The organism is Streptomyces sp. CB02058 (assembly GCF_001905505.1).
Lineage (GTDB): Bacteria > Actinomycetota > Actinomycetes > Streptomycetales > Streptomycetaceae > Streptomyces.
On record NZ_LIPG01000006.1, the window covers coordinates 137,920 to 157,257 of the forward strand.

Annotated in this window: 20 protein-coding genes; 9 read left to right on the top strand and 11 right to left on the bottom strand. The window is 71.9% G+C overall.

Annotated elements, in window-relative coordinates:
• Positions 1-54 precede the first annotated feature (54 nt).
• Entirely contained in the window at positions 55-678 is a 624-nt protein-coding gene (locus tag AMK10_RS28735; protein ID WP_073751984.1) for a TetR/AcrR family transcriptional regulator, read from the top strand.
• Between the two features lie 138 nt (positions 679-816).
• Here AMK10_RS28735 and AMK10_RS28740 read toward each other — a convergent pair whose 3' ends face one another.
• Positions 817-1,278, bottom strand: a complete 462-nt coding sequence (locus AMK10_RS28740; RefSeq protein ID WP_073751280.1) for a MaoC family dehydratase — start codon at positions 1,276-1,278, stop codon at positions 817-819.
• 160 nt (positions 1,279-1,438) lie between these two features.
• Here AMK10_RS28740 and soxR point away from each other — a divergent pair, with 160 nt between their 5' ends.
• Positions 1,439-1,915, top strand: coding sequence for a redox-sensitive transcriptional activator SoxR (soxR, locus tag AMK10_RS28745; protein ID WP_073751281.1), 477 nt, complete (start codon positions 1,439-1,441; stop codon positions 1,913-1,915).
• A gap of 43 nt (positions 1,916-1,958) precedes the next feature.
• Here the strand turns inward: soxR and AMK10_RS28750 are convergent, their stop codons facing one another.
• Complete coding sequence (locus tag AMK10_RS28750) at positions 1,959-2,573, bottom strand: hypothetical protein (protein WP_073751282.1); 615 nt, start codon at positions 2,571-2,573, stop codon at positions 1,959-1,961.
• Positions 2,574-2,806: 233 nt separating this feature from the next.
• Between AMK10_RS28750 and AMK10_RS28755 the strand changes: the two genes are divergently transcribed.
• A complete protein-coding gene (locus AMK10_RS28755) occupies positions 2,807-5,635 on the top strand; it encodes a penicillin acylase family protein (protein WP_073751283.1) in 2,829 nt (942 codons plus the stop codon).
• A gap of 63 nt (positions 5,636-5,698) precedes the next feature.
• Here the strand turns inward: AMK10_RS28755 and AMK10_RS28760 are convergent, their stop codons facing one another.
• On the bottom strand, positions 5,699-6,964 hold the full coding sequence (locus AMK10_RS28760; protein WP_073751284.1) for an exo-beta-N-acetylmuramidase NamZ family protein: 1,266 nt from the start codon (positions 6,962-6,964) through the stop codon (positions 5,699-5,701).
• A 172-nt stretch (positions 6,965-7,136) separates the two neighbouring features.
• On the opposite strand from AMK10_RS28760, the gene AMK10_RS28765 reads away from it, so the two are divergent.
• Genes AMK10_RS28765 through AMK10_RS28775 form a run of 3 tightly spaced genes read left to right on the top strand, consistent with a single transcriptional unit; the run spans position 7,137 to position 10,198 of the window.
• Positions 7,137-7,901, top strand: coding sequence for an SDR family oxidoreductase (locus AMK10_RS28765; protein WP_073751285.1), 765 nt, complete (start codon positions 7,137-7,139; stop codon positions 7,899-7,901).
• On the top strand, positions 7,898-9,565 hold the full coding sequence (locus AMK10_RS28770) for an AMP-binding protein (RefSeq protein ID WP_073751286.1): 1,668 nt from the start codon (positions 7,898-7,900) through the stop codon (positions 9,563-9,565). Before AMK10_RS28765 ends, AMK10_RS28770 begins: the two co-directional genes overlap by 4 nt.
• Positions 9,566-9,604: 39 nt before the next feature.
• A complete protein-coding gene (locus tag AMK10_RS28775; RefSeq protein WP_073751287.1) occupies positions 9,605-10,198 on the top strand; it encodes a TetR/AcrR family transcriptional regulator in 594 nt (197 codons plus the stop codon).
• A 129-nt stretch (positions 10,199-10,327) separates the two neighbouring features.
• Here the strand turns inward: AMK10_RS28775 and AMK10_RS28780 are convergent, their stop codons facing one another.
• A complete protein-coding gene (locus tag AMK10_RS28780; RefSeq protein ID WP_073751288.1) occupies positions 10,328-10,984 on the bottom strand; it encodes a DUF642 domain-containing protein in 657 nt (218 codons plus the stop codon).
• 384 nt (positions 10,985-11,368) lie between these two features.
• Here AMK10_RS28780 and AMK10_RS28785 point away from each other — a divergent pair, with 384 nt between their 5' ends.
• Positions 11,369-12,676 (top strand): M28 family metallopeptidase, encoded by a 1,308-nt coding sequence (locus AMK10_RS28785; protein WP_073751289.1) that lies wholly within the window; start codon positions 11,369-11,371, stop codon positions 12,674-12,676.
• Positions 12,677-12,750: 74 nt separating this feature from the next.
• On the opposite strand, the gene AMK10_RS28790 is transcribed toward AMK10_RS28785, so the two are convergent.
• The 3 genes from AMK10_RS28790 to AMK10_RS28800 all read right to left on the bottom strand — a co-directional run bounded on the left by AMK10_RS28790 (position 12,751) and on the right by AMK10_RS28800 (position 15,461).
• On the bottom strand, positions 12,751-13,965 hold the full coding sequence (locus AMK10_RS28790) for an acyl-CoA dehydrogenase family protein (RefSeq protein ID WP_073751290.1): 1,215 nt from the start codon (positions 13,963-13,965) through the stop codon (positions 12,751-12,753).
• A 7-nt stretch (positions 13,966-13,972) separates the two neighbouring features.
• Positions 13,973-14,995 carry a phosphotransferase family protein gene (locus AMK10_RS28795; RefSeq protein WP_073751291.1) on the bottom strand — a complete coding sequence of 341 codons (1,023 nt, stop codon included), beginning with the start codon at positions 14,993-14,995 and terminating at the stop codon, positions 13,973-13,975.
• 124 nt (positions 14,996-15,119) lie between these two features.
• The gene (locus AMK10_RS28800) at positions 15,120-15,461 is read right to left on the bottom strand and encodes a winged helix-turn-helix transcriptional regulator (protein WP_073751292.1); all 342 of its coding nucleotides are present in this window, start codon (positions 15,459-15,461) and stop codon (positions 15,120-15,122) included.
• 104 nt (positions 15,462-15,565) lie between these two features.
• Here AMK10_RS28800 and AMK10_RS28805 point away from each other — a divergent pair, with 104 nt between their 5' ends.
• Positions 15,566-16,204, top strand: coding sequence for an NADPH-dependent F420 reductase (locus tag AMK10_RS28805; RefSeq protein ID WP_073751293.1), 639 nt, complete (start codon positions 15,566-15,568; stop codon positions 16,202-16,204).
• Positions 16,205-16,240: 36 nt separating this feature from the next.
• Positions 16,241-17,176, top strand: a complete 936-nt coding sequence (locus tag AMK10_RS28810; RefSeq protein ID WP_073751294.1) for an NADP-dependent oxidoreductase — start codon at positions 16,241-16,243, stop codon at positions 17,174-17,176.
• A 21-nt stretch (positions 17,177-17,197) separates the two neighbouring features.
• Here AMK10_RS28810 and AMK10_RS28815 read toward each other — a convergent pair whose 3' ends face one another.
• Genes AMK10_RS28815 through AMK10_RS28830 form a run of 4 tightly spaced genes read right to left on the bottom strand, consistent with a single transcriptional unit; the run spans position 17,198 to position 19,326 of the window.
• Positions 17,198-17,506, bottom strand: coding sequence for a DUF202 domain-containing protein (locus AMK10_RS28815; RefSeq protein WP_073751295.1), 309 nt, complete (start codon positions 17,504-17,506; stop codon positions 17,198-17,200).
• Entirely contained in the window at positions 17,503-17,898 is a 396-nt protein-coding gene (locus tag AMK10_RS28820; protein WP_073751296.1) for a YidH family protein, read from the bottom strand. The genes AMK10_RS28815 and AMK10_RS28820 overlap by 4 nt, the downstream gene beginning before the upstream one ends.
• Positions 17,895-18,422 (bottom strand): NUDIX hydrolase, encoded by a 528-nt coding sequence (locus AMK10_RS28825; protein ID WP_073751986.1) that lies wholly within the window; start codon positions 18,420-18,422, stop codon positions 17,895-17,897. The genes AMK10_RS28820 and AMK10_RS28825 overlap by 4 nt, the downstream gene beginning before the upstream one ends.
• Positions 18,409-19,326 (bottom strand): DMT family transporter, encoded by a 918-nt coding sequence (locus tag AMK10_RS28830; RefSeq protein ID WP_073751988.1) that lies wholly within the window; start codon positions 19,324-19,326, stop codon positions 18,409-18,411. The genes AMK10_RS28825 and AMK10_RS28830 overlap by 14 nt, the downstream gene beginning before the upstream one ends.
• Between the last annotated feature and the right edge of the window lie 12 nt (positions 19,327-19,338).

Consider the following 19,338-nt stretch of genomic DNA (forward strand, 5'->3'; position numbering starts at 1 on the left):
TGCTCAGGTTCGCGGTATGGTGTTCGTCCTGCCAGCGGAAAGGGGCACGTGGCGATGAGCACGGCGGAGGAGACCCACGGCGACGACACGCCGTGGAGCGAGGTCACACCCGAGGCGGCCAGGAGGCTGCTCGTCGCGGCGGTCGAGGCCTTCGCCGAGCGCGGCTACCACGCGACCACCACCCGTGACATCGCAGGCCGCGCCGGGATGAGCCCGGCCGCTCTCTACATCCACTACAAGACCAAGGAAGAGCTGCTCCACCGGATCAGCAGGATCGGTCACGACCGGGCGCTGCTCCTCCTGGAGACGGCGGCCGAGAAGGACGGGACGGCGGCCGACCGGCTCGCCGACGCGGTCCGGTCCTTCGTCCGCTGGCACGCGGAGCGGCACACCACGGCCCGGGTCGTGCAGTACGAGCTGGAGGCGCTCGGCGACGAGCACCGTACGGAGATCGTCGCCCTGCGCAGGAGGAGCGACGCCGTGGTGCGCCGCATCATCGGGGAGGGCGTCCGGGCGGGCGAGTTCGACGTGCCCGACGTCCCGGGCACCACGCTCGCCGTGCTCTCCCTCTGTATCGACGTGGCGCGCTGGTTCAGCGCGCAGGGCAGCCGGACGCCGGAGGAGGTCGGCACCCTCTACGCGGACCTCGTCCTGCGCATGGTGGGCGCCCAGAAGTGACGCCGGCCGGCCGGAGCTGACGCCGGGCGCTCCCGCGGGCCCGGCGCACTCCGCGAGCGGCGGCGCGGCCGGTGGCCGCGGGGTCCGCGGCCGCCGGCCGCGCACGCACCGGCCCGGCGGCTGCTGTCCGGCAGCGGCTCAGAAGTAGTAGCGCGACACCGACTCCGCGACGCAGGCCGGCTTGTCGCCGCCCTCGCGCTCGACCGTGACCAGGGCGGTCACCTGTACGCCGCCGCCCGCCTCCTCGACGTTCTTGAGCACGGCCGTGGCACGCAGCCGGGAGCCCACCGGGACCGTCGAAGGGAAACGGACCTTGTTGGTCCCGTAGTTGATGCCCATCTTCGCGCCGTCGACCTGAAGGATCTGCGGCACGAGCACGGGCAGCAGCGACAGCGTCAGATAGCCGTGCGCGATCGTCGTCCCGAAGGGGCCGCTCGCGGAGCGCTCCGGGTCCACATGGATCCACTGGTGGTCGCCCGTGGCCTCGGCGAACTGGTCGATCCTCTTCTGCTCGATCTCCAGCCAGTCGCTGTGCCCGAGCTGCTCGCCCACCGCGTCCAGCAGCTCCTGTGCGGACGTGAAGATCTTCGGCTCTGCCATGTTCCTGGTCCCTGCCTTCCGGCTGTCGGCCGCCCACTCCCGGGGCGATGTCTAAGCGCTTGCTCAGCATGGTTGGGCCGCGCGCCCCTGTCAACGACGGACCGGTGGGGTTTTCGAAGCGGGCGGCCGGGGCCGAGGCGCGGCCGCTAGGGTTCGGGGAGTGCCACAGATTCCGCAGACATGCCAAGAACTCACCGTCGGCCAGCTCTCCGCGCGCAGCGGCGCCGCGGTGTCGGCCCTGCACTTCTACGAGGCCAAGGGCCTGATCAGCAGCAGCCGCACCAGCGGCAACCAGCGCCGCTACACGCGGGACGCGCTGCGCCGGGTGGCGTTCGTCCGTGCCGCCCAGCGGGTGGGCATCCCGCTGGCCACGATCAGGGAGGCGCTGGCCGAGCTCCCGGAGGAGCGCACGCCGAACCACGAGGACTGGGCGCGGCTCTCCCGCGCCTGGCGCTCGGAGCTGGACGAGCGCATCAAGCAGCTCGGGCGGCTGCGGGACCACCTCAGCGACTGCATCGGCTGCGGCTGCCTCTCGCTGGAGACCTGTGTGCTGTCCAACCCCGACGACGCGTTCGGCGACAGGATGGCCGGCTCGCGCCTGATGCCCGAACGGCGGGGCGCGACGGACCGCTCCTGAACCCGGCCGTGCTCCGGGCGGCCCCTTTGCGTGCCCGCGTCCCTCAGGCCGCCGACGCGGTCAGATTCCGGGTGTGGCCGCCTCCGGCCCGGGCCAGCGCGCCCGCCGTCAGCACCGGCCTGGGGACGAGGATGCCGCACCCCGTGCAGACCGGCCCCGACCATGGTTCGCGTTCCAGGTCCTGCCGCCAGACGATCCCGGTCCCGGCGCAGACCGGGCAGACCGCGCCGGGCTTCGCGCCGAGGGCCGCTATCAGCCTGCCCAGGACCTCGGCCAGCGGTGCGTTCGGGTGGACCCCCGGATCGTCGCAGTGCGCGATCCCGTTGCCGCCCCACGTCAGCCGGTGCCAGTCGTCGAAGGTGCCGGGCCTGCGCAGCCCGTCGTGTTTCTCGCGGCGCCGCCGTTCGGCGAAGCCCGTCTCGTACGCGAGCCAGACGGCCCGCGCCTCCTCCAGTTCCTCCAGTGCGCGGATCAGGCGCGCCGGGTCGGGGGCCCGGTCCTCGGGCTCCATGCCGTGCCGGGCGCACAGATGGTCCCAGGTCGCCCGGTGCCCGTAGGGGGCGAATCGTTCCAGGCATTTGCGCAGCGAGTACCGCCGCAAAGCCAGATCGCCCCGTGGGTCGCGGACCTGTCTCGCGAGACTCCGGAAACCGGCCATGGCACTGCCACCTCCGTCGGTCGTACTTCGGCGTCAAGGGATGGACGTACGACTGCCCGATTCGGCTCCATCGAAAGGTGAAAACCGTCCACGGATCGAGATGGTCCATGTGAGGCCATGTGCGAGAGGGTGAACCGGCGTGTGGCGATTCGGAAAAAGTGACTGATGTTCATCTTACCGGCGGGGCGTACCGCCAGTAACCTCCGGCGCACCGTCCACCCGGAGGAGCATGCATGCCCCCACGCACCCGCACCCTCAGAACCGCCGCGGCCGCCGCGGTTCTCGCACTCGGCACGTCCCTTCTCGCCTCGGTCCCCAGCGCCGGAGCGGCGGAAACGGAGACCCTCGCGGTCACCGACCACTGCGGCAGTCAGTGCGCGGACATCCTGCCGCCCGGTGAGAACGGCAACGCCACCCTCGTCGAGATCCTCGGCAACAAGGCGTTCGGCACCCACCCCGCGCACAGCGACGACCAGCTCGACCGCTACAACGGCCTGGTCGCGGGCCATACGAGCCTCACCGACCAGAAGCTGAACGACTTCTTCAACGACGCCTCCTTCGGAGTCGCCGCCGGCCAGGTGGAGTCCGTCATCTCGCCCCGGTCGGACGTCACCATCACCCGGGACAAGAAGAGCGGCGTTCCCCACATCAAGGGCACCACCCGCTACGGCACCGAGTTCGGCGCCGGCTTCGCCGCCGGCCAGGACCGGCTCTGGCTGATGGACCTCTTCCGGCACATCGGACGGGGCGAGCTGACCTCGTTCGCCGGGGGAGCGCTCGCCAACCAGGGCCTGGAGCAGCAGTTCTGGCCGCAGGCCCCCTACACCGAGGCGGATCTCGAAGCCCAGGTCGAGCGGATCAGGGCCACCGAGGGCGCACGCGGCGAACAGGCCATGGCCGACGCCCAGGCCTATGTCGACGGCATCAACGCCTACCGTGAGAAATCCAAGAAGGGCCGCTACTTCCCCGGCGAGTACGTCCTCACCGGGAAGATCGACTCCATCACGAACGTGGGCGAGATCCAGCCGTTCAAGCTGACCGACCTGATCTCGATCGCCTCGGTCGTCGGCGGACAGTTCGGCGGCGGAGGCGGCGGCGAGGTCCAGGCCGCGCTCTCCCTGCTCGCCGCCCAGCAGAAGTACGGCGTCGCCGAGGGCACCCGCGTCTGGGAGTCCTTCCGGCAGCGCAACGACCCCGAAGCCGTCCTGACCGTCCACGACGGCACCAGCTTCCCGTACGCGACCAAGCCCGACCAGGCGCGCGGCACCGCCCTGCCCGACGCCGGCTCCGTCACCGCCGAACCGCTGATCCACGACCGCACCGGCTCGGCGGGCACGAACAGGAAGGACCCCGTCGACGCCCCGGCGAACCTCAAGGCCGCCCAGGGCATGTACGACGACGGGGTCATCCCCGAGGGCTCGCTGCCCGGCTCGGGCGACGGCGCCCAGAAGCGGGGCATGTCCAACGCGCTGCTGGTCTCCGGGAAGCACACCGCGAGCGGGAACCCGATCGCCGTCATGGGCCCCCAGACCGGCTACTTCGCCCCGCAGCTGATGATGCTCCAGGAGCTCCAGGGCCCCGGCATCAGCGCACGCGGTGTCTCCTTCGCGGGCGTCGGCATGTACATCCAGATGGGCCGCGGCCAGGACTACGCCTGGAGCGCCACTTCGGCCGCCCAGGACATCACCGACACGTACGCCGTCGAACTCTGCGAGCCCGACGGCTCCACGCCCACCAAGGCGTCCACGCACTACCGCTTCCGGGGCGCCTGCACCGCGATGGAGAAGCTGGAGCGCACCAACTCCTGGAAGCCCACCGTCGCCGACTCCACCGCCGCGGGCTCCTACCGGATGCAGGTGTGGAGGACCGGCTACGGCATCGTCACCCACCGGGCCACGGTGGACGGCAAGCCCGTCGCCTACACCTCGCTTCGCACCACCTACCGCCACGAGGCCGACTCCATCATCGGCTTCCAGATGCTCAACGACCCGGCGTACGTGACGGACGCGGCCTCCTTCCAGCAGGCAGCGAGCCACATCGACTACGCCTTCAACTGGTTCTACGCGGACTCGCGCACGACGTCGTACTACAACAGCGGGATGAACCCCGTGCGCGCGGCCGGAGTGGACGCCGCCCTGCCGGTCAGGGCCGAGAAGGCGTACGAGTGGCGGGGCTACGACCCGGCGGCCAACACCACCGACTACACGCCCTTCGCCGAACACCCGCACTCCAGCGGCCAGGACTACTACATCTCCTGGAACAACCGTCAGGCCCGGGACTACTCCACCGCGGCGTTCGGCTTCGGCTCGGTGCACCGGGGCGATCTGCTCGACGACCGGGTGTCCGCACTCGTCGCGGACGGCGGCGTGACCCGCGCCTCCCTCACCCGCGCCATGGCGGAAGCGGCGCTCACCGACCTGCGCGGAGAACAGCTGCTGCCCGAACTGCTGAAGGTGCTGCGCTCCCAGCCGGTCACCGACCCGGCGCTCGACGCGGTGGTCCAGCAGCTCGACTCCTGGCGGGCGGCGGGCGCGCAGCGCAAGGAGACCAGCCCGGGATCGCACACGTACACCCACGCGGACGCGGTACGGATCATGGACGCGTGGTGGCCGAGGCTGATCGAGGCGGAGTTCCGGCCGGGGCTCGGCGACGGGCTCTGGTCGGCGCTGACCGCGAACCTGGCCACGGACGAGTCACCGGCCGCCAGCCACGGGCCGAGCGGGGCGCACAGCGGGTCCGCCTTCCAGTACGGCTGGTGGGGCTTCGCCGACAAGGACCTGCGCCAGGTGCTCGGACAGTCCGTCAAGGGGCCGCTGGCGAAGACGTACTGCGGCAACGGTGACCTCAGCAGCTGCCGTGCGGCACTCCTGAGCACCCTGAAGGAGGCGGCGGCCGTTCCGGCGGCCACGGTCTACCCCGCCGACGACAGCTGCTCGGCGGGACAGCAGTGGTGCACCGACTCCATCGTGCACCGGCCGCTGGGCGGGATCTCGCAGAAGTCCCTGCACTGGCAGAACCGGCCGACGTACCAGCAGGTCGTGGAGTTCCCCTCGCACCGCTGACCGGGGCGCGAGTGCCGTACGGACCGGGGCCTCCCGGTCCGTACGGCGGCACCCGCCGGCCCGTCACCGGTAGAGCAGGTACTCCTTGCGCTTCGCGCGGAACGCCGCCAGATCCGCCGACCAGGCGCCCACGACCTCGTCCGTGTCCGCACCCGCGTCGATCATCGTGCGGACGCGCGTGTTGCCCGTGAGCTTGTCGATCCAGTTGTCCGCACGCCACGCGAACCCGCTCCACGACCGTTTCGCGGTCACCAGCAGTGCGATGCCCGTGCGGACCGGGTCGAAGACCTCGCGGTCCTGGACGTGCACCTGCACCCCGCCCACCGTCCTGCCCTGGAACTTGGAGAACGTCGGCGCGAAGTACGCCTCACGGAAGGCGACCCCGGGCAGCTCCAGCGCGTTCGCCGCCGCCGCCCACCGGTGGTCGACGCCCTCCGCGCCCAGCAGCTCGAACGGACGTGTCGTCCCGCGCCCCTCCGAGAGGTTGGTGCCCTCGAAGAGGCAGGTGCCCGGGTAGACCAGCGCGGTCTCGGGCGTCGGCATGTTCGGGCTCGGCGGCACCCACGGCAGGCCCGTCTCGTCGAAGAAGTCGGACCGCCGCCAGCCGGACATCCTCACGACGTCCAGCTCCAGCGGCCGGGCCGTCAGGAACTCCCCGTCGAAGAGCAGGGCCAGCTCCGCCACCGTCATGCCATGCGCCTGGGAGATCTCCCGGCGCCCCACGAACGTGCCGAAGGCCGGATCGAGCACGGGCCCCAGCGCCGCCCGCCCGGTCACCGGGTTGGGCCGGTCCAGGACGACGAACCGCTTGCCCGCGAGCGCCGCCGCCTCCATGCAGTCGTACAGCGTCCAGATGTACGTGTAGAAGCGGGCGCCCGCGTCCTGGATGTCGAACACCACGGTGTCCACACCGGACGCGGTGAAGACGTCGGCGAGCGGCTGACCGCTCTTCAGATACGTGTCGTAGACCGGCAGCCCCGTCGCCGGGTCGTCGTAGCGCCCCTCCGAACCGCCCGCCTGCGCCGTCCCGCGGAAGCCGTGCTCCGGGCCGAAGACGGCGGTCAGGTCCACCCGGTCGTCGGGGTGCATCACATCGACGATGTGGCCGACGTCCGAGGTGATCCCGGTGGGGTTGGTGACGATGCCGACCTTCTGCCCGGCGAGCAGCCCGTAGCCGTCGGCGGCCAGCCGGTCGAAGCCGGTGCGGACCCGGGTGCGCGTGGCCCCGGAACCCCGGCCCGCGGCCGATGCGGTCCCGGGCCCGGCGGTCGCGGCCAGGGCCCCCATCGCACCGCCGGCGGCCAGCACACCACGTCTGGTCAGGGTCATTCCGCTACCTCCATGATCGCGCCGACTGTCATGGTCACGCACGCTAGCGCGGGTGCGGGCCACACGGAACGGCCATGACTGGGCAGATTCCCAGTCCTGCCCCGAACCCCTTCCCGGATCACATACCGACTGGTTAGTCTGCCGGGGAAGACGGCTGAGAGAGGCGGGACCGATGAGCACGGTGCAGGGCGCTGGCGTAGTGGTAACGGGAGCCGGAGGCGGCATCGGCGCCGCGCTGGCCCGCAAGTTCGCCGCGGAGGGCGCACGGGTCGTCGTCAACGACCTGGACGCCGACCGGATCAAGCCCCTCGCCGAGGAGATCGGCGGCACCGTCGTGGCGGGCGACGCCTCCACGATCGTGGAGGCCGCGCGGGACGCGCTCGGCGGCACGATCGACGTCTACTGCGCCAACGCCGGCCTCGCGTCGGGCGGGGACGCCTTCGCGGAGGAGGACGTCTGGGCCAGGGCCTGGGACGTCAACGTGATGGCGCACGTCCGCGCGGCCAGAGCCCTGCTGCCCGAGTGGCTGGAGCGCGGCAGCGGCCGTTTCGTCTCCACGGCCTCGGCGGCCGGGCTGCTGACGATGATCGGGGCGGCCCCGTACAGCGTCACCAAGCACGGCGCCGTCGCCTTCGCCGAGTGGCTCTCGCTGACCTACCGGCACCGGGGCGTCAAGGTCCACACGATCTGCCCCCAGGGCGTGCGCACGGACATGCTCACCGCGGCCGGCTCCGCGGGCGACCTCGTCCTCGCCCCGACCGCCATCGAGCCCGAGGCGGTCGCCGACGCCCTGTTCGAGGCCATCGAGCAGGACCGCTTCCTGGTCCTGCCGCACCCCGAGGTGGCCGGCTACTACCGCGCCCGCGCCAAGGACCCGGACCACTGGCTCGGCAACATGAACCACTTGCAGCAGAAGTGGGAGGAGGCGGGAGCATGACCGGGTCGATCTACGCCGCGAAGCCCTGGACCGCCCTCCTCAGCGAGGCCCAGCTCGCCCCCGTCCATCCGGCCGAGACCATGGTGCACGCCTTCCGCGCGGCCGTCGGCCGGGCCCCGGACCACACCGCCCTCGCCTACTTCGACGGGCGCCTGAGCTACCGCGAGACCGACGAGCTGTCCGACTCCGTGGCGGGCCATCTCGCGGCCGAGGGGCTGCGGCACGGCGACCGGGTCGCGATCATGCTCCAGAACACCCCGCACTTCGTGCTGGCCCTGCTCGGCGCCTGGAAGGCCGGAGCCACGGTCGTCCCGCTCAACCCGATGTACAAGTCCGGCGAGGTCGGGCACGTGCTGAAGGACGCCGGGGTGACTGCGCTGATCTGCTCGGACCGGGCCTGGGAGTCCTATCTGCGGGACACCGCCGAGGCCGCCCCGAGCGTCCGGATCGCCGTCACCGCCTGCGAGCTCGACCTCCAGTCGGCGGACGACCCGCGCGTGCTCGGCTTCGAGAGGCTCCCCGCGCCCGGCCCCGGCGACCGGGCCTCCGATCTGGTGGCCGTCGCCCGTCTCGGTCTCGCGGCGCCCGGGGGCCGGGAGCTCACCGCGTCGGACACCGCACTGATCAGCTACACCTCCGGGACGAGCGGCACCCCCAAGGGCGCCATGAACTCCCAGGGCAACATCATGGTCAACGCCGAGCGGCAGCGCGCCGGACACCCCATCGAGGAGGGCTCCGCCTACTTCGCGCTCGCCCCGCTGTTCCACATCACCGGCATGGTGTGCCAGCTGGCCGCCTGTATCGCCAACGCGGGCACCCTGGTCCTCGCGTACCGCTTCGAGGCGAGCGTCGTCCTGGAGGCCTTCGCCGAGCACCGCCCCGCCTACACCGTGGGCCCCTCGACCGCCTTCATGGCACTGGCCGCGCACCCCGGGGTCACCCGGGAGCACTTCGCCTCCTTCAAGGTGATCTCGTCGGGCGGTGCGCCGCTCCCGCCGGCGCTGGTCGAGAAGTTCCGCGACGGCTTCGGCCCGTACATCCGCAACGGCTACGGCCTCACCGAGTGCACCGCTCCCTGCGCGTCCGTGCCGCCGGAGCACGAGGCCCCCGTCGACCCGGTCTCCGGAACGCTGTCCGTCGGGGTGCCCGGGCCCGACACGCTGGTCCGGATCATCGACGAGCAGGGCGACGACGTCCCCTTCGGCGAGCAGGGCGAGATCGCCGTACGGGGACCGCAGGTCGTCTCCGGCTACTGGAACCTCCCCGACGCCACCGAGGCGGCCTTCCCGGGCGGTGAGCTGCGCACCGGGGACATCGGCTTCATGGACACGGCGGGCTGGCTCTACGTCGTCGACCGCAAGAAGGACATGATCAACGCCTCGGGCTTCAAGGTCTGGCCCCGGGAGGTCGAGGACGTCCTCTACACCCACCCGGCGGTCCGCGAGGCCGCCGTCGTGGGCGTTCCCGACGCCTACCGCGGCGAGACCGTACGGGCCTACGTCAGCCTGCGGCCGGGGGCCGAGGTCGCCGACGGAGAGCTCGGCGCGTACTGCAAGGAGCGGCTGGCGGCGTACAAGTACCCGCGCGAAGTGGAGATCCTGACCGAACTCCCGAAGACCGCGAGTGGGAAGATCCTCAGGCGGGAACTGCGTTCCCCCCGTTAGAACAGTTCACGCGTGGTACGAGAGGGCAGGTGGCGGCACATGGCCAAGGCGACGGACGGGAACGGTACGCCCGTTCCCCAAAGGCTGCTGGCCGCCGCCACCCGGCTCTTCGCGGAGCGGGGCTACGACCGCACCTCGGTGCAGGAGATCGTCGAGGCGGCGGGGGTCACCAAGGGGGCGCTGTACCACTACTTCGGTTCCAAGGAGGACCTCCTCCAGGAGGTCTACGCCCGGGTGCTGCGGCTCCAGCAGGAGCGGCTCGACGCCTTCGCGAACGCCGACGCCCCCGTCGAGCGGCGGCTGCGTGACGCGGCGGCGGACGTGGTCGTCACGACCATCGAGAACCTCGACGACGCCTCGATCTTCTTCCGCTCCATGCACCATCTGAGCCCGGAGAAGAACAAGCAGGTGCGGATCGAGCGCCGCCGCTACCACGAGCGGTTCCGTGCCCTGATCGAGGAGGGCCAGCGGACCGGTGTCTTCTCCTCCGCGACCCCGGCCGACCTGGTCGTGGACTACCACTTCGGCTCGGTCCACCACCTCTCCACGTGGTACAGCCCGGAGGGCCCGCTCACCCAGCAGGAGGTCGCGGACCACCTGGCGGACCTGCTGCTGAGGGCTCTGCGGCCCTGACGGCCTCCCGGGCGCACTCCCGGCCGCGCCCTGCGCGCAGGGCGCGGCCCCCGGGTCGTCGCGGTCCCTCCGCGCGGGACGACGCGGCACGGACCGGCACCACGCGTCCGGGCCCCCGTGCGTCCGGCGTCAGGAGACGGGCGGGCAGAGCACCAGCAGACAGCTGTGGACCCGCACGTCGTCGATGACCGGACCGCCGACCCCGGGAGTGCTGCTGGCGAAGGTGAGGGTCACGGAGGTCTTCAGGAGGCTGGTGAAGACGGCGGTCTGCCTCGTGTAGCCCATGTTCCGGAAACCGTGGCCCGTGATGTCGAAGGAGAACGTCTTCACCGGGACGCCGTCGACTCTGAGCTCACCCGTCTTCAGGGCGGGAGCCCAGGCGGGGTTGCCGGCCAGCTCGAAGCTGACGATGTACGAGGTCAGGGGGAGCGTCGCTATCTCCTGCGAGACGCTGCCGGCCGCACTGCCGTTCAGGTCCAGCGACTGGCTGCCCTCGGCGGCGTCCCACAGGCGGTCGGAGGTCAGGTCGACGCTGTGGCCGCCGGACGCCCAGGGGCCGACGGCCTGTCCGCCGGTGTAGCTGCTGAAGGGGGACGAAGCCGGGACCACCGGCGTCTCGAAGCCTCCGCCGGTAATGGCCGGCACGGTGGTGTGGGTCTGCGTGCCGAGCGTCCGTGTGCCGTGCGTCTGCTCGTCGTGCGGGTGGGCGGACGCGGTCGTGGAGGCGGCGGCCAGCAGGAGGGCCGCGGCGGACAGGGATGCTGCGGACAGGCGGAGCGGGAACATGGAGGGCCTCTCGTTTCGCGCTGCGTGGACGTCATGGCCGGGCCCCGTGGGGAGCCCTTTCGGAGTCTGCGGCCACCCGCACACCCCGCCAAGAGGCCGGAGCACGGCGCGCGAATCGCGTTGAGCAGGCAGAACACCCTGAACGAGCGCCCCCGGCGCGTGGTCCTCCGCCCGACGCTCCGGCACACGCGTGAGCCGGCTCCGGGAGACGCGGTGTCCGTTCAGCGAACACGTCTGTCCGGATTCCACCCTTGACGGTGCTCGGTCATCTCCCCGAGCATCGGGGGCGCACTTCCAGCCCCACCGCTCCAGGTCCAGGGCCGTGCACTGCCCTGGGACCCCCCGCACGTTCCGTCAGTCCCCGAACGGAATCCGGAGCCCCAGATGAGACCCGCACGACTCAGATCCCTGCCCGCCGCCGCACTCGCCGTCGCGGCCCTGCTGGCGACCGCCGCGCCGGCCGTCCAGGCCGCGCCCGTGGCCGCTGCAGCCGCCCCCGACATCCCGCTCGCCAACGTCAAGGCGCACCTCACCCAGCTCCAGTCGATCGCCACTGCCAACGGCGGCAACCGGGCCCACGGCCGGACCGGTTACAAGGCGTCCGTCGACTACGTGAAGGCGAAGCTGGACGCCGCCGGATACACCACCACGCTCCAGCAGTTCACCTCCGGCGGAGCCACCGGCTACAACCTGATCGCCGACTGGCCTGGCGGCGACCCGAACCAGGTCCTCATGGCCGGCTCCCACCTGGACTCGGTGACCTCGGGCGCCGGGATCAACGACAACGGCTCCGGATCGGCCGCCGTGCTGGAGACCGCCCTCGCCGTCTCCCGGGCACAGCTCGCCCCGGACAAGCACCTGCGCTTCGCCTGGTGGGGAGCCGAGGAGCTGGGCCTCGTCGGATCGAAGTACTACGTCAACAACCTGGCCACCACGGAGCGCGCCAAGCTCGCCGGGTACCTCAACTTCGACATGATCGGCTCGCCCAACCCCGGGTACTTCGTCTACGACGACGACCCGGTCATCGAACAGACCTTCAAGGACTACTACGCGGGTCTGTCGATACCCACCGAGATAGAGACCGAGGGCGACGGCCGCTCCGACCACGCCCCGTTCAAGAGTGCCGGCGTCCCCGTCGGTGGCCTGTTCACCGGGGCGAGCAACACCAAGTCCAGCGCCCAGGCCCAGAAGTGGGGCGGCACGGCGGGCCAGTCCTTCGACCGCTGTTACCACTCCTCGTGCGACACGACGGCGAACATCAACGACACGGCACTGGACCGCAACAGCGACGCGATCGCCCACGCCGTCTGGACCCTGTCGGCGGGTACGACGACCCCGCCGACCGGCACGGTCTTCAGCAACGCAGCCGATGTCGCGGTGCCCGACAACGGCGCCGCGGTGACCTCGTCGGTCGCGGTCACCGGACGTACGGGCAACGCACCGTCAGCCCTCAAGGTCGGCGTGGACATCAAGCACACCTACCGCGGTGACCTCGTCGTCGACCTGCTGGCGCCCGACGGGACGGCCTACCGGCTCAAGAACTCCAGCAGCAGTGACTCCGCGGACAACGTGATCGCGACGTACACCGTCAACGCGTCGAGCGAGGTCGCCAACGGCAGCTGGAAGCTCCGGGTCCAGGACGTCGCCGCCCAGGACACCGGCTACATCGACAGCTGGCAGCTCACCTTCTGACCCACGGGAGACCGGCGGGAGACCCACGGGGGAGGCGCCTTCAGGGCGCCTCCCCGCACCGGGACCACCGGGGCTCAGAGGTACTTCTTGATCTCCCGCCGCGCCAGCGACCGCTGGTGCACCTCGTCGGGACCGTCCGCCAGCCGCAGCGTCCGCGCCGACGACCAGAGTTCGGCCAGGGGGTAGTCCTGGCTGACGCCCCCGGCGCCGTACAGCTGCACCGCCTGGTCGAGGATGTCCACCACCGCGCGCGGGGTGGCGATCTTGATCGACTGGATCTCGGTGTGCGCGCCCCGGTTGCCCACCGTGTCCATCAGCCAGGCCGTCTTCAGCACCAGCAGCCGCAGCTGCTCCACCGTCACCCGGGCGTCCGCGATCCAGTTCTGGACGACGCCCTGCTGGGCCAGCGGCTTGCCGAAGGCCGTACGGGCCACGGCGCGCCTGCACATCAGCTCGATCGCGCGCTCGGCCATCCCGATCAGCCGCATGCAGTGGTGGATGCGGCCCGGACCCAGCCGCGCCTGGGCGATGGCGAAGCCGCCGCCCTCCTCGCCGATCAGGTTCGCGGCGGGCACGCGTACATCGGTGAAGACCACCTCGGCGTGGCCGCCGTGCGAGTGGTCCTCGTAGCCGTACACCTGCATCGCCCGGCGCACCTGGAGGCCGGGGGTGTCGCGCGGCACGAGGATCATGGACTGCTGGCGGCGGATGTCCTCGTTGTCCGGGTCCGTCTTGCCCATCACGATGAAGATCGCGCAGTCCGGGTTCATCGCCCCGGAGATGTACCACTTGCGGCCGTTGATGACGTAGTCGTCACCGTCCCGCGTGATCCGGGTCTCGATGTTCGTCGCGTCCGACGAGGCCACCTCGGGCTCGGTCATCGCGAACGCCGAGCGGATCTCCCCGGCGAGCAGCGGCTCCAGCCACTGCTTCTTCTGCGCCTCGGAACCGAACTGGAAGAGGACCTCCATGTTCCCGGTGTCCGGCGCGGCGCAGTTCAGCGCGGTCGGCGCCAGATGCGGGCTGCGGCCGGTGATCTCGGCCAGCGGGGCGTACTGGAGGTTGGTCAGCCCGGCGCCGTACTCGGCGTCGGGGAGGAAGACGTTCCACAGGCCCTGCTTGCGCGCCTCGGCCTTGAGGTCCTCCACGATCTGCGGGGTGTCCCACGGGGAGGCCAGCGCCGCGCGCTGCTCCTCGGCGACCTCCTCGGCCGGATACACGTGCTCGTCCATGAACGTGAGCAGCCTGGTGCGCAGCTCTTCGGTACGGGCGTCGAATGCGAAGTCCACGGGGGGATCAGCCTTCCTGGAGGGTGGTGAGGCCGTGCGCGATGAAGACCGGGACCAGGTCGCCGATGCGGTCGAAGCCGGCGCCGACGGTCTGGCCCAGGGTGTAGCGGTAGTGGATGCCCTCCAGGATCACGGCGAGCTTGAACCACGCGAAGGCCGTGTACCAGGAGATGGCGGAGGTGTCGCGGCCCGAGCGGGCGGCGTAGCGCTCGATCAGCTCGGCGGGGCTCGGGTGGCCCGGGGCGCCGCTGGTGGTGGAGACGGGCGACTCGGGCAGGCCCAGGTCGGAGCTGTACATCACGAGCAGACCGAGGTCGGTCAGCGGGTCGCCCAGCGTGGACATCTCCCAGTCCAGCACCGCCTTGATCCGGTCGTCCCGGCCGATCAGCACGTTGTCCAGGCGGTAGTCGCCATGGACGACGGTGGGCGCGGGGGAGACGGGCAGGTCCCGGCCCAGCGCGGCGTGCAGCTCGTCGATCCCGGCCAGTTCACGGTTGCGCGAGGCGTCCAGCTGCTTGCCCCAGCGCCTCAGCTGCCGGTCGAGGAAGCCCTCGGGCCGGCCGAAGTCGCCGAGGCCGACGGACGCCGGGTCGACGGCGTGCAGGTCCACGAGGGTGTCGACGAGCCCCAGCACGACCGCCCTGGTGCGCTCGGCGCCGAGCGGGGCGAGCTGCTCTGCCGTGCGGTACGGGGTGCCCTCGACGTACTCCATGACGTAGAAGGGGGAGCCGATGACGGCGTCGTCCTCGCAGAGCAGGAGCGTCTCCGGCACCGGGACCGCCGTCGGGTGAAGGGCGCTGATCACCCGGTGCTCGCGCTTCATGTCGTGCGCGGTGGCGAGCACATGGCCCAGCGGAGGCCGGCGCACGACCCACTGTCCGGTGCCGTCGGTGACGATGTAGGTGAGGTTCGAGCGGCCGCCCTCGATCACCCGGGCTTCGAGCGGTCCGTTCACCAGCCCCGGCCGCTCGCGGTCGAGATGGCCGCGCAGCAGGTCGAGATCGAGACCTGGCGGGTGGACTGGGCTCATGGTGCGCACCTCCGGGGCGGTTGGACGGTCGGGACCATGATGCCGACCAGTCGGTATGTCGTCCAGTGCCCTCCCGGAATCCGAGAAGTGATCTCCGGCTCCTCCCCGGCGCCGGGGGAGGGGCTCAGTCGTCCCAGCCCTGCGCCGCCACGAACGCGTCCCCGTGCGCGGCGGACCAGCGGCCCAGCGCCTCGATCGGCTCCAGCAGCGTCCGGCCCAGCCCGGTCAGCGAATACTCCACGCGCGGCGGGGCCTCGGCGTACGCCCGGCGCTCCACCAGCGCGTACTCCTCCAGCCTGCGCAACGTCTCGGTGAGCACCTTCGCGCTGATGCCGCCGATCTCCGTACGCAGCTCACGCGGCCTGCGCGGGCCCGCCGCCAGCGCGTACAGGACCACGGGATTCCAGGTGTTGCCCAGCAGGTCGAAGCCGAGCCGTGCCCTGCAGTCGGCGAGCAGCCGGTCCATGCGTTCCCCTTCCCCCGCCCGTTCGGCACCGAACGGTGCGCAACGGATCTCCTAACGTCCCCATCGGCACGACGCTACGTGACCGCCCTGTGGAGGAGAGAGACATGCGTATCGGCATCATCGGGACCGGCAACATGGCGGACGCACTGGGAGGCCGGTGGGCGGAGGCCGGCCATCAGGTGCTCTTCGGCGGCAGGTCCGCCGCACGGGCACGAGCGCTCGCGGAGCGCACCGGCCAGCGGGCCGGCACACCGGCGGAAGCGGTGGCCCACGGCGACGCGGTGCTGCTCGCCCTCCCCCACGCGGCCGTGGCCGGCGTGCTGGACGCGCTCGGCGCGGCGGACGGAGCGCTGCGTGGCCGGCTCCTCGTCGACTGCACCAACGCCGTCGGCCCGGGCTTCCGGCTCACCACCGGTACGGGCCCCGGCGCCGCCCGTGCGATCGCCGATGCCACCGGGGCGCGGGTCGTGAAGGCCTTCAACCACCTGCCCGACTCCGTGTGGAGGCTCGCCGCGCCCTCCTTCCCCGAGGGCCCCCTCGCCGTCCCGCTCTGCGGCGACGACGCGTCGGCCCTGGAGACGGTCGGGACCCTGGTCCGGGACCTGGGCTGTGTGCCCCTGACCGTGGGCGGGCTCGACCGGGCCGCGTATCTGGAGGCGGCCACGGCCTTCCTCATCGGGCTCTGGCACTCCGGGCACGACCCGCGCACACTGCTGCCGCCCTTCGACGTGGTCACGGCCTGAGTTGCGGGGACCCCGGGGCGCCCCGATCGTCGGAGGATGAAGGCGATCAGCTACAGCAGGTACGGCTCGGCCGACGTCCTGGAGTACGGCGAGCGGCCCGACCCGAAGGTCGGCCCCGACACGGTCCTGGTGAAGGTCCGGGCCGCGGCCGTGAACCCGGTCGACTGGAAGGCCCGCGAGGGCTACCTCCAGGCCGGGCTGGAAGCCGTCTTCCCCGTCATCCCCGGCTGGGACGTGTCGGGGGTCGTCGTCCAGCCCGGCGCCGCCGTCGACGAGTTCGAGGTGGGGGACGAGGTCATCGGCTACGTACGCGAGGACTTCCTCTCGCGCGGCACCTTCGCCCAGTACGTCGCCGCCCCCGTGCGGACCCTCGCCCGCAAGCCGCTGAGCCTGAGCTTCGAGGAGGCCGCGGGCCTTCCGCTGTGCGGCCTCACCGCGCACCAGGTGCTGCACCGCACGCTCAGGATCCAGGAGGGCGAGACCGTTCTCGTCCACGCGGCCGCCGGCGGGGTCGGCTCCCTCGCCGTCCAGCTCGCCCGGCACGCGGGCTGCCGGGTCATCGGCACCGCGGGGCCCCACAACCACGACTACGTGCGCACCCTGGGCGGCGAGCCCGTGGAGTACGGCGAGGGGCTGGCCGCCCGGCTGCGGGAACTGGTGCCCGAGGGCTTCGACGCCGCGTTCGACACGGTCGGCGGTGAAGCGCTCCGCGCCTCCGCCGAGACCCTCGCCGCCGACGGCCGGCTCGCCTCCATCGCCGACGCCGAGGTCTTCTCCTACGGCGGGCACTACGCCTTCGTACGGCCCGACGCCGCCGACCTCGCCCATCTCGCGGAGCTCGCCGAGCAGGGCATCGTCTCCGTGAACGTGGACCGGGTCTTCCCCCTGGAACAGGCCATGGACGCCTACCGGCTCAACGAGCAGGGACGCACCCGGGGCAAGATCGTCGTCACCGTGGACTGGGAGGGCTGACGGCGGCGGGCCGGAGACGGGTCAGAACAGCGCCGTCGCGGCGAACACCGCGAGCGCCACCGTGCACGCCGCGGCCGCCAGCGCATGGCGCGGCGACAGCGTGGCCGGTTCGGCCCCCATGGAGGACACCCGGCGGTGCGCCACCACGAGGAACCCGAGCCAGGCCAGCAGGCTCAGCGCCACCGCGAGCACCCCCGCCCCGGCCGTCCCGCCGTACAGGCCCTGCCGGACCGCCAGCAGGGCCACCACCGTGCACGCCAGCGTGGTGCGCCGCCAGGCCAGCCGCGTCCGCTCCGGCTGCAGGCCCGGATCGCGCGTCCGGGAGGTCACCTGCCCTCCCAGCCGAACAGCACGACCACCACCATGGCCACCGCCACCACGGCGACGACGAGACTGAGCAGTGCGGGGAAGCGCGACACCGGCAGATCCTCACCGCGCCGCATCGCCCGCTCGCACCGCACCCAGTGGCTGACGGCCCGCAGCGCGCAGAGCACCCCCGCCGCCAGCAGCCCGAGCGCGAGACCCGCCCGGACGCCCCAGGCGAGATCCGGCAGGAACTGGTCGACGGCGAATCCGCCTCCGATCAGGGCGAGTGCCGTACGGATCCAGGCGAGGAAGGTGCGCTCGTTGGCGAGGGAGAAGCGGTAGTCGGGGGTGTCGCCCTCCTCGCTGATCCGTCCCGGCGCGAACCACAGCCGCAGCCCGCGCGCGAAGCCGCTCACGCGGTGGCCCCCGGCCCGCCGTCCCGGAACCGGCGCAGCCGGTGGTAGGCCTCCAGGCCGTCCGGCACCCAGGTCCACTCCCCGAGGTGCCGCTCCAGCTCCTCATCGGTCAGGAAGGCGTGCCAGTCGACCTCCTCCACCTGCGGATCGACGGGGAGCCCGCAGCGCACCTCGTAGACGTACGACCACCAGCTGTGCCCGGGGCTCCGGTAGAGGAACTTGAACAGCGGCACGGGCCGGGAGAGCCCGGAGACCCCGAGCTCCTCCTCGGCCTCCCGCAGCGCCGCCTCGTCGTAGGACTCGCCCGCGCCCACGACCCCGCCGACGAACATGTCGTAGTGGGAGGGGAAGACCAGCTTCGTGGCCGTCCTGCGGTGCACGAACAGCCGGCCCTCCGCGTCCCTCGCCTCGATGAAGACGCAGCGGTGGAGGAGGCCGCGCTCGGTCGCCTCGCCGCGGGGTGCCTGCCCCACGACCTGGTCGTTCTCGTCGACAATGTCCAGGATCTCGTCAGCCGGAGTCATGAGGTCCATCCAACATCAACCGGTCGGCGGCCGTTGATCCGTGCCTGTCCTTGCCCTCCGGCATCGCCGGGTGCAGCCCCAGCAGCACGATCCCCCCGACGATCGCGGCGAGCCCCGCCGCCTGCCAGGCCAGGGCGGCCGTGTCGGTGCGCACCTGGTCGCCGAGGAAGCCGATCCCGCACACGATCCCCGCCAGCGGCTGCGCGGCGGTCAGCGCGGGAAGCGACTGCCGCAGCGGGCCCGCCTCGAACGCGCTCTGGACCAGGAGCAGTCCGGTCAGCCCGATGACGACGACGGCGTACGGCTGCCAGCTGGTCAGCAGTGCCGTCCAGCCGTCCTCGGTCAGCCGCACCCCGCTGACCCTGGTCAGGGCGTCCTGGAGCCCGTAGAGCAGCCCCGCCGCCAGGCCGAGCATCACGGGCGTGCCCCGGGCCCTGGGGTGCCGGGCGAAGGCGGTGAGGAGCAGGGCGACCCCCGCCACCACACCGATCACCAGCCAGTGCCGCAGGGGTGCCGTCACCGCCTCCCCGCCACGCGGCTGTCCGGCCAGCAGGAACGCGGTGACACCACCCGCCAGGAGGGCGAGGCCTCCCCAGCCCTGCCTGCCGAGCGGCTGGCCGGTGCGGTGGCGCGAGAGGGCCATCGCGAAGAGCAGATTGGTCGCGAGCAGCGGCTCCACGACCGACACCTCGCCCTGGCCGAGCGCCAGGGCACCCAGCACCATGCCGCAGACCATCAGGCCGATCCCGACGAGCCAGCTCGGCACCCGCATCAGGTCCAGGAGCAGCCGGGGGGAGAGGAAATCGCGCAGGGGCGCGCGGCGGGCGGCGTCCTGCTGGAGGACGAAGCCGAAGCCCAGACAGCAGGCGGCGCTTACGGAGAGCAGGATTACCAGCACCGACACGGTCCGACGATA

Excerpts from the sequence above, each read along its gene's own strand:
- AMK10_RS28770 (WP_073751286.1), top strand. The coding sequence starts at position 7,898 with ATGACCGGGTCGATCTACGCCGCGAAGCCCTGGACCGCCCTCCTCAGC.
- AMK10_RS28740 (WP_073751280.1), bottom strand. The coding sequence starts at position 1,278 with ATGGCAGAGCCGAAGATCTTCACGTCCGCACAGGAGCTGCTGGACGCG.
- AMK10_RS28760 (WP_073751284.1), bottom strand. The coding sequence starts at position 6,964 with ATGACCCTGACCAGACGTGGTGTGCTGGCCGCCGGCGGTGCGATGGGG.
- AMK10_RS28825 (WP_073751986.1), bottom strand. The coding sequence starts at position 18,422 with ATGACTCCGGCTGACGAGATCCTGGACATTGTCGACGAGAACGACCAG.
- AMK10_RS28795 (WP_073751291.1), bottom strand. The coding sequence starts at position 14,995 with ATGAGCCCAGTCCACCCGCCAGGTCTCGATCTCGACCTGCTGCGCGGC.
- AMK10_RS28780 (WP_073751288.1), bottom strand. The coding sequence starts at position 10,984 with ATGTTCCCGCTCCGCCTGTCCGCAGCATCCCTGTCCGCCGCGGCCCTC.
- AMK10_RS28775 (WP_073751287.1), top strand. The coding sequence starts at position 9,605 with ATGGCCAAGGCGACGGACGGGAACGGTACGCCCGTTCCCCAAAGGCTG.
- AMK10_RS28785 (WP_073751289.1), top strand. The coding sequence starts at position 11,369 with ATGAGACCCGCACGACTCAGATCCCTGCCCGCCGCCGCACTCGCCGTC.
- AMK10_RS28805 (WP_073751293.1), top strand. The coding sequence starts at position 15,566 with ATGCGTATCGGCATCATCGGGACCGGCAACATGGCGGACGCACTGGGA.
- AMK10_RS28750 (WP_073751282.1), bottom strand. The coding sequence starts at position 2,573 with ATGGCCGGTTTCCGGAGTCTCGCGAGACAGGTCCGCGACCCACGGGGC.
- AMK10_RS28735 (WP_073751984.1), top strand. The coding sequence starts at position 55 with ATGAGCACGGCGGAGGAGACCCACGGCGACGACACGCCGTGGAGCGAG.
- AMK10_RS28800 (WP_073751292.1), bottom strand. The coding sequence starts at position 15,461 with ATGGACCGGCTGCTCGCCGACTGCAGGGCACGGCTCGGCTTCGACCTG.
- AMK10_RS28810 (WP_073751294.1), top strand. The coding sequence starts at position 16,241 with ATGAAGGCGATCAGCTACAGCAGGTACGGCTCGGCCGACGTCCTGGAG.
- AMK10_RS28765 (WP_073751285.1), top strand. The coding sequence starts at position 7,137 with ATGAGCACGGTGCAGGGCGCTGGCGTAGTGGTAACGGGAGCCGGAGGC.
- AMK10_RS28755 (WP_073751283.1), top strand. The coding sequence starts at position 2,807 with ATGCCCCCACGCACCCGCACCCTCAGAACCGCCGCGGCCGCCGCGGTT.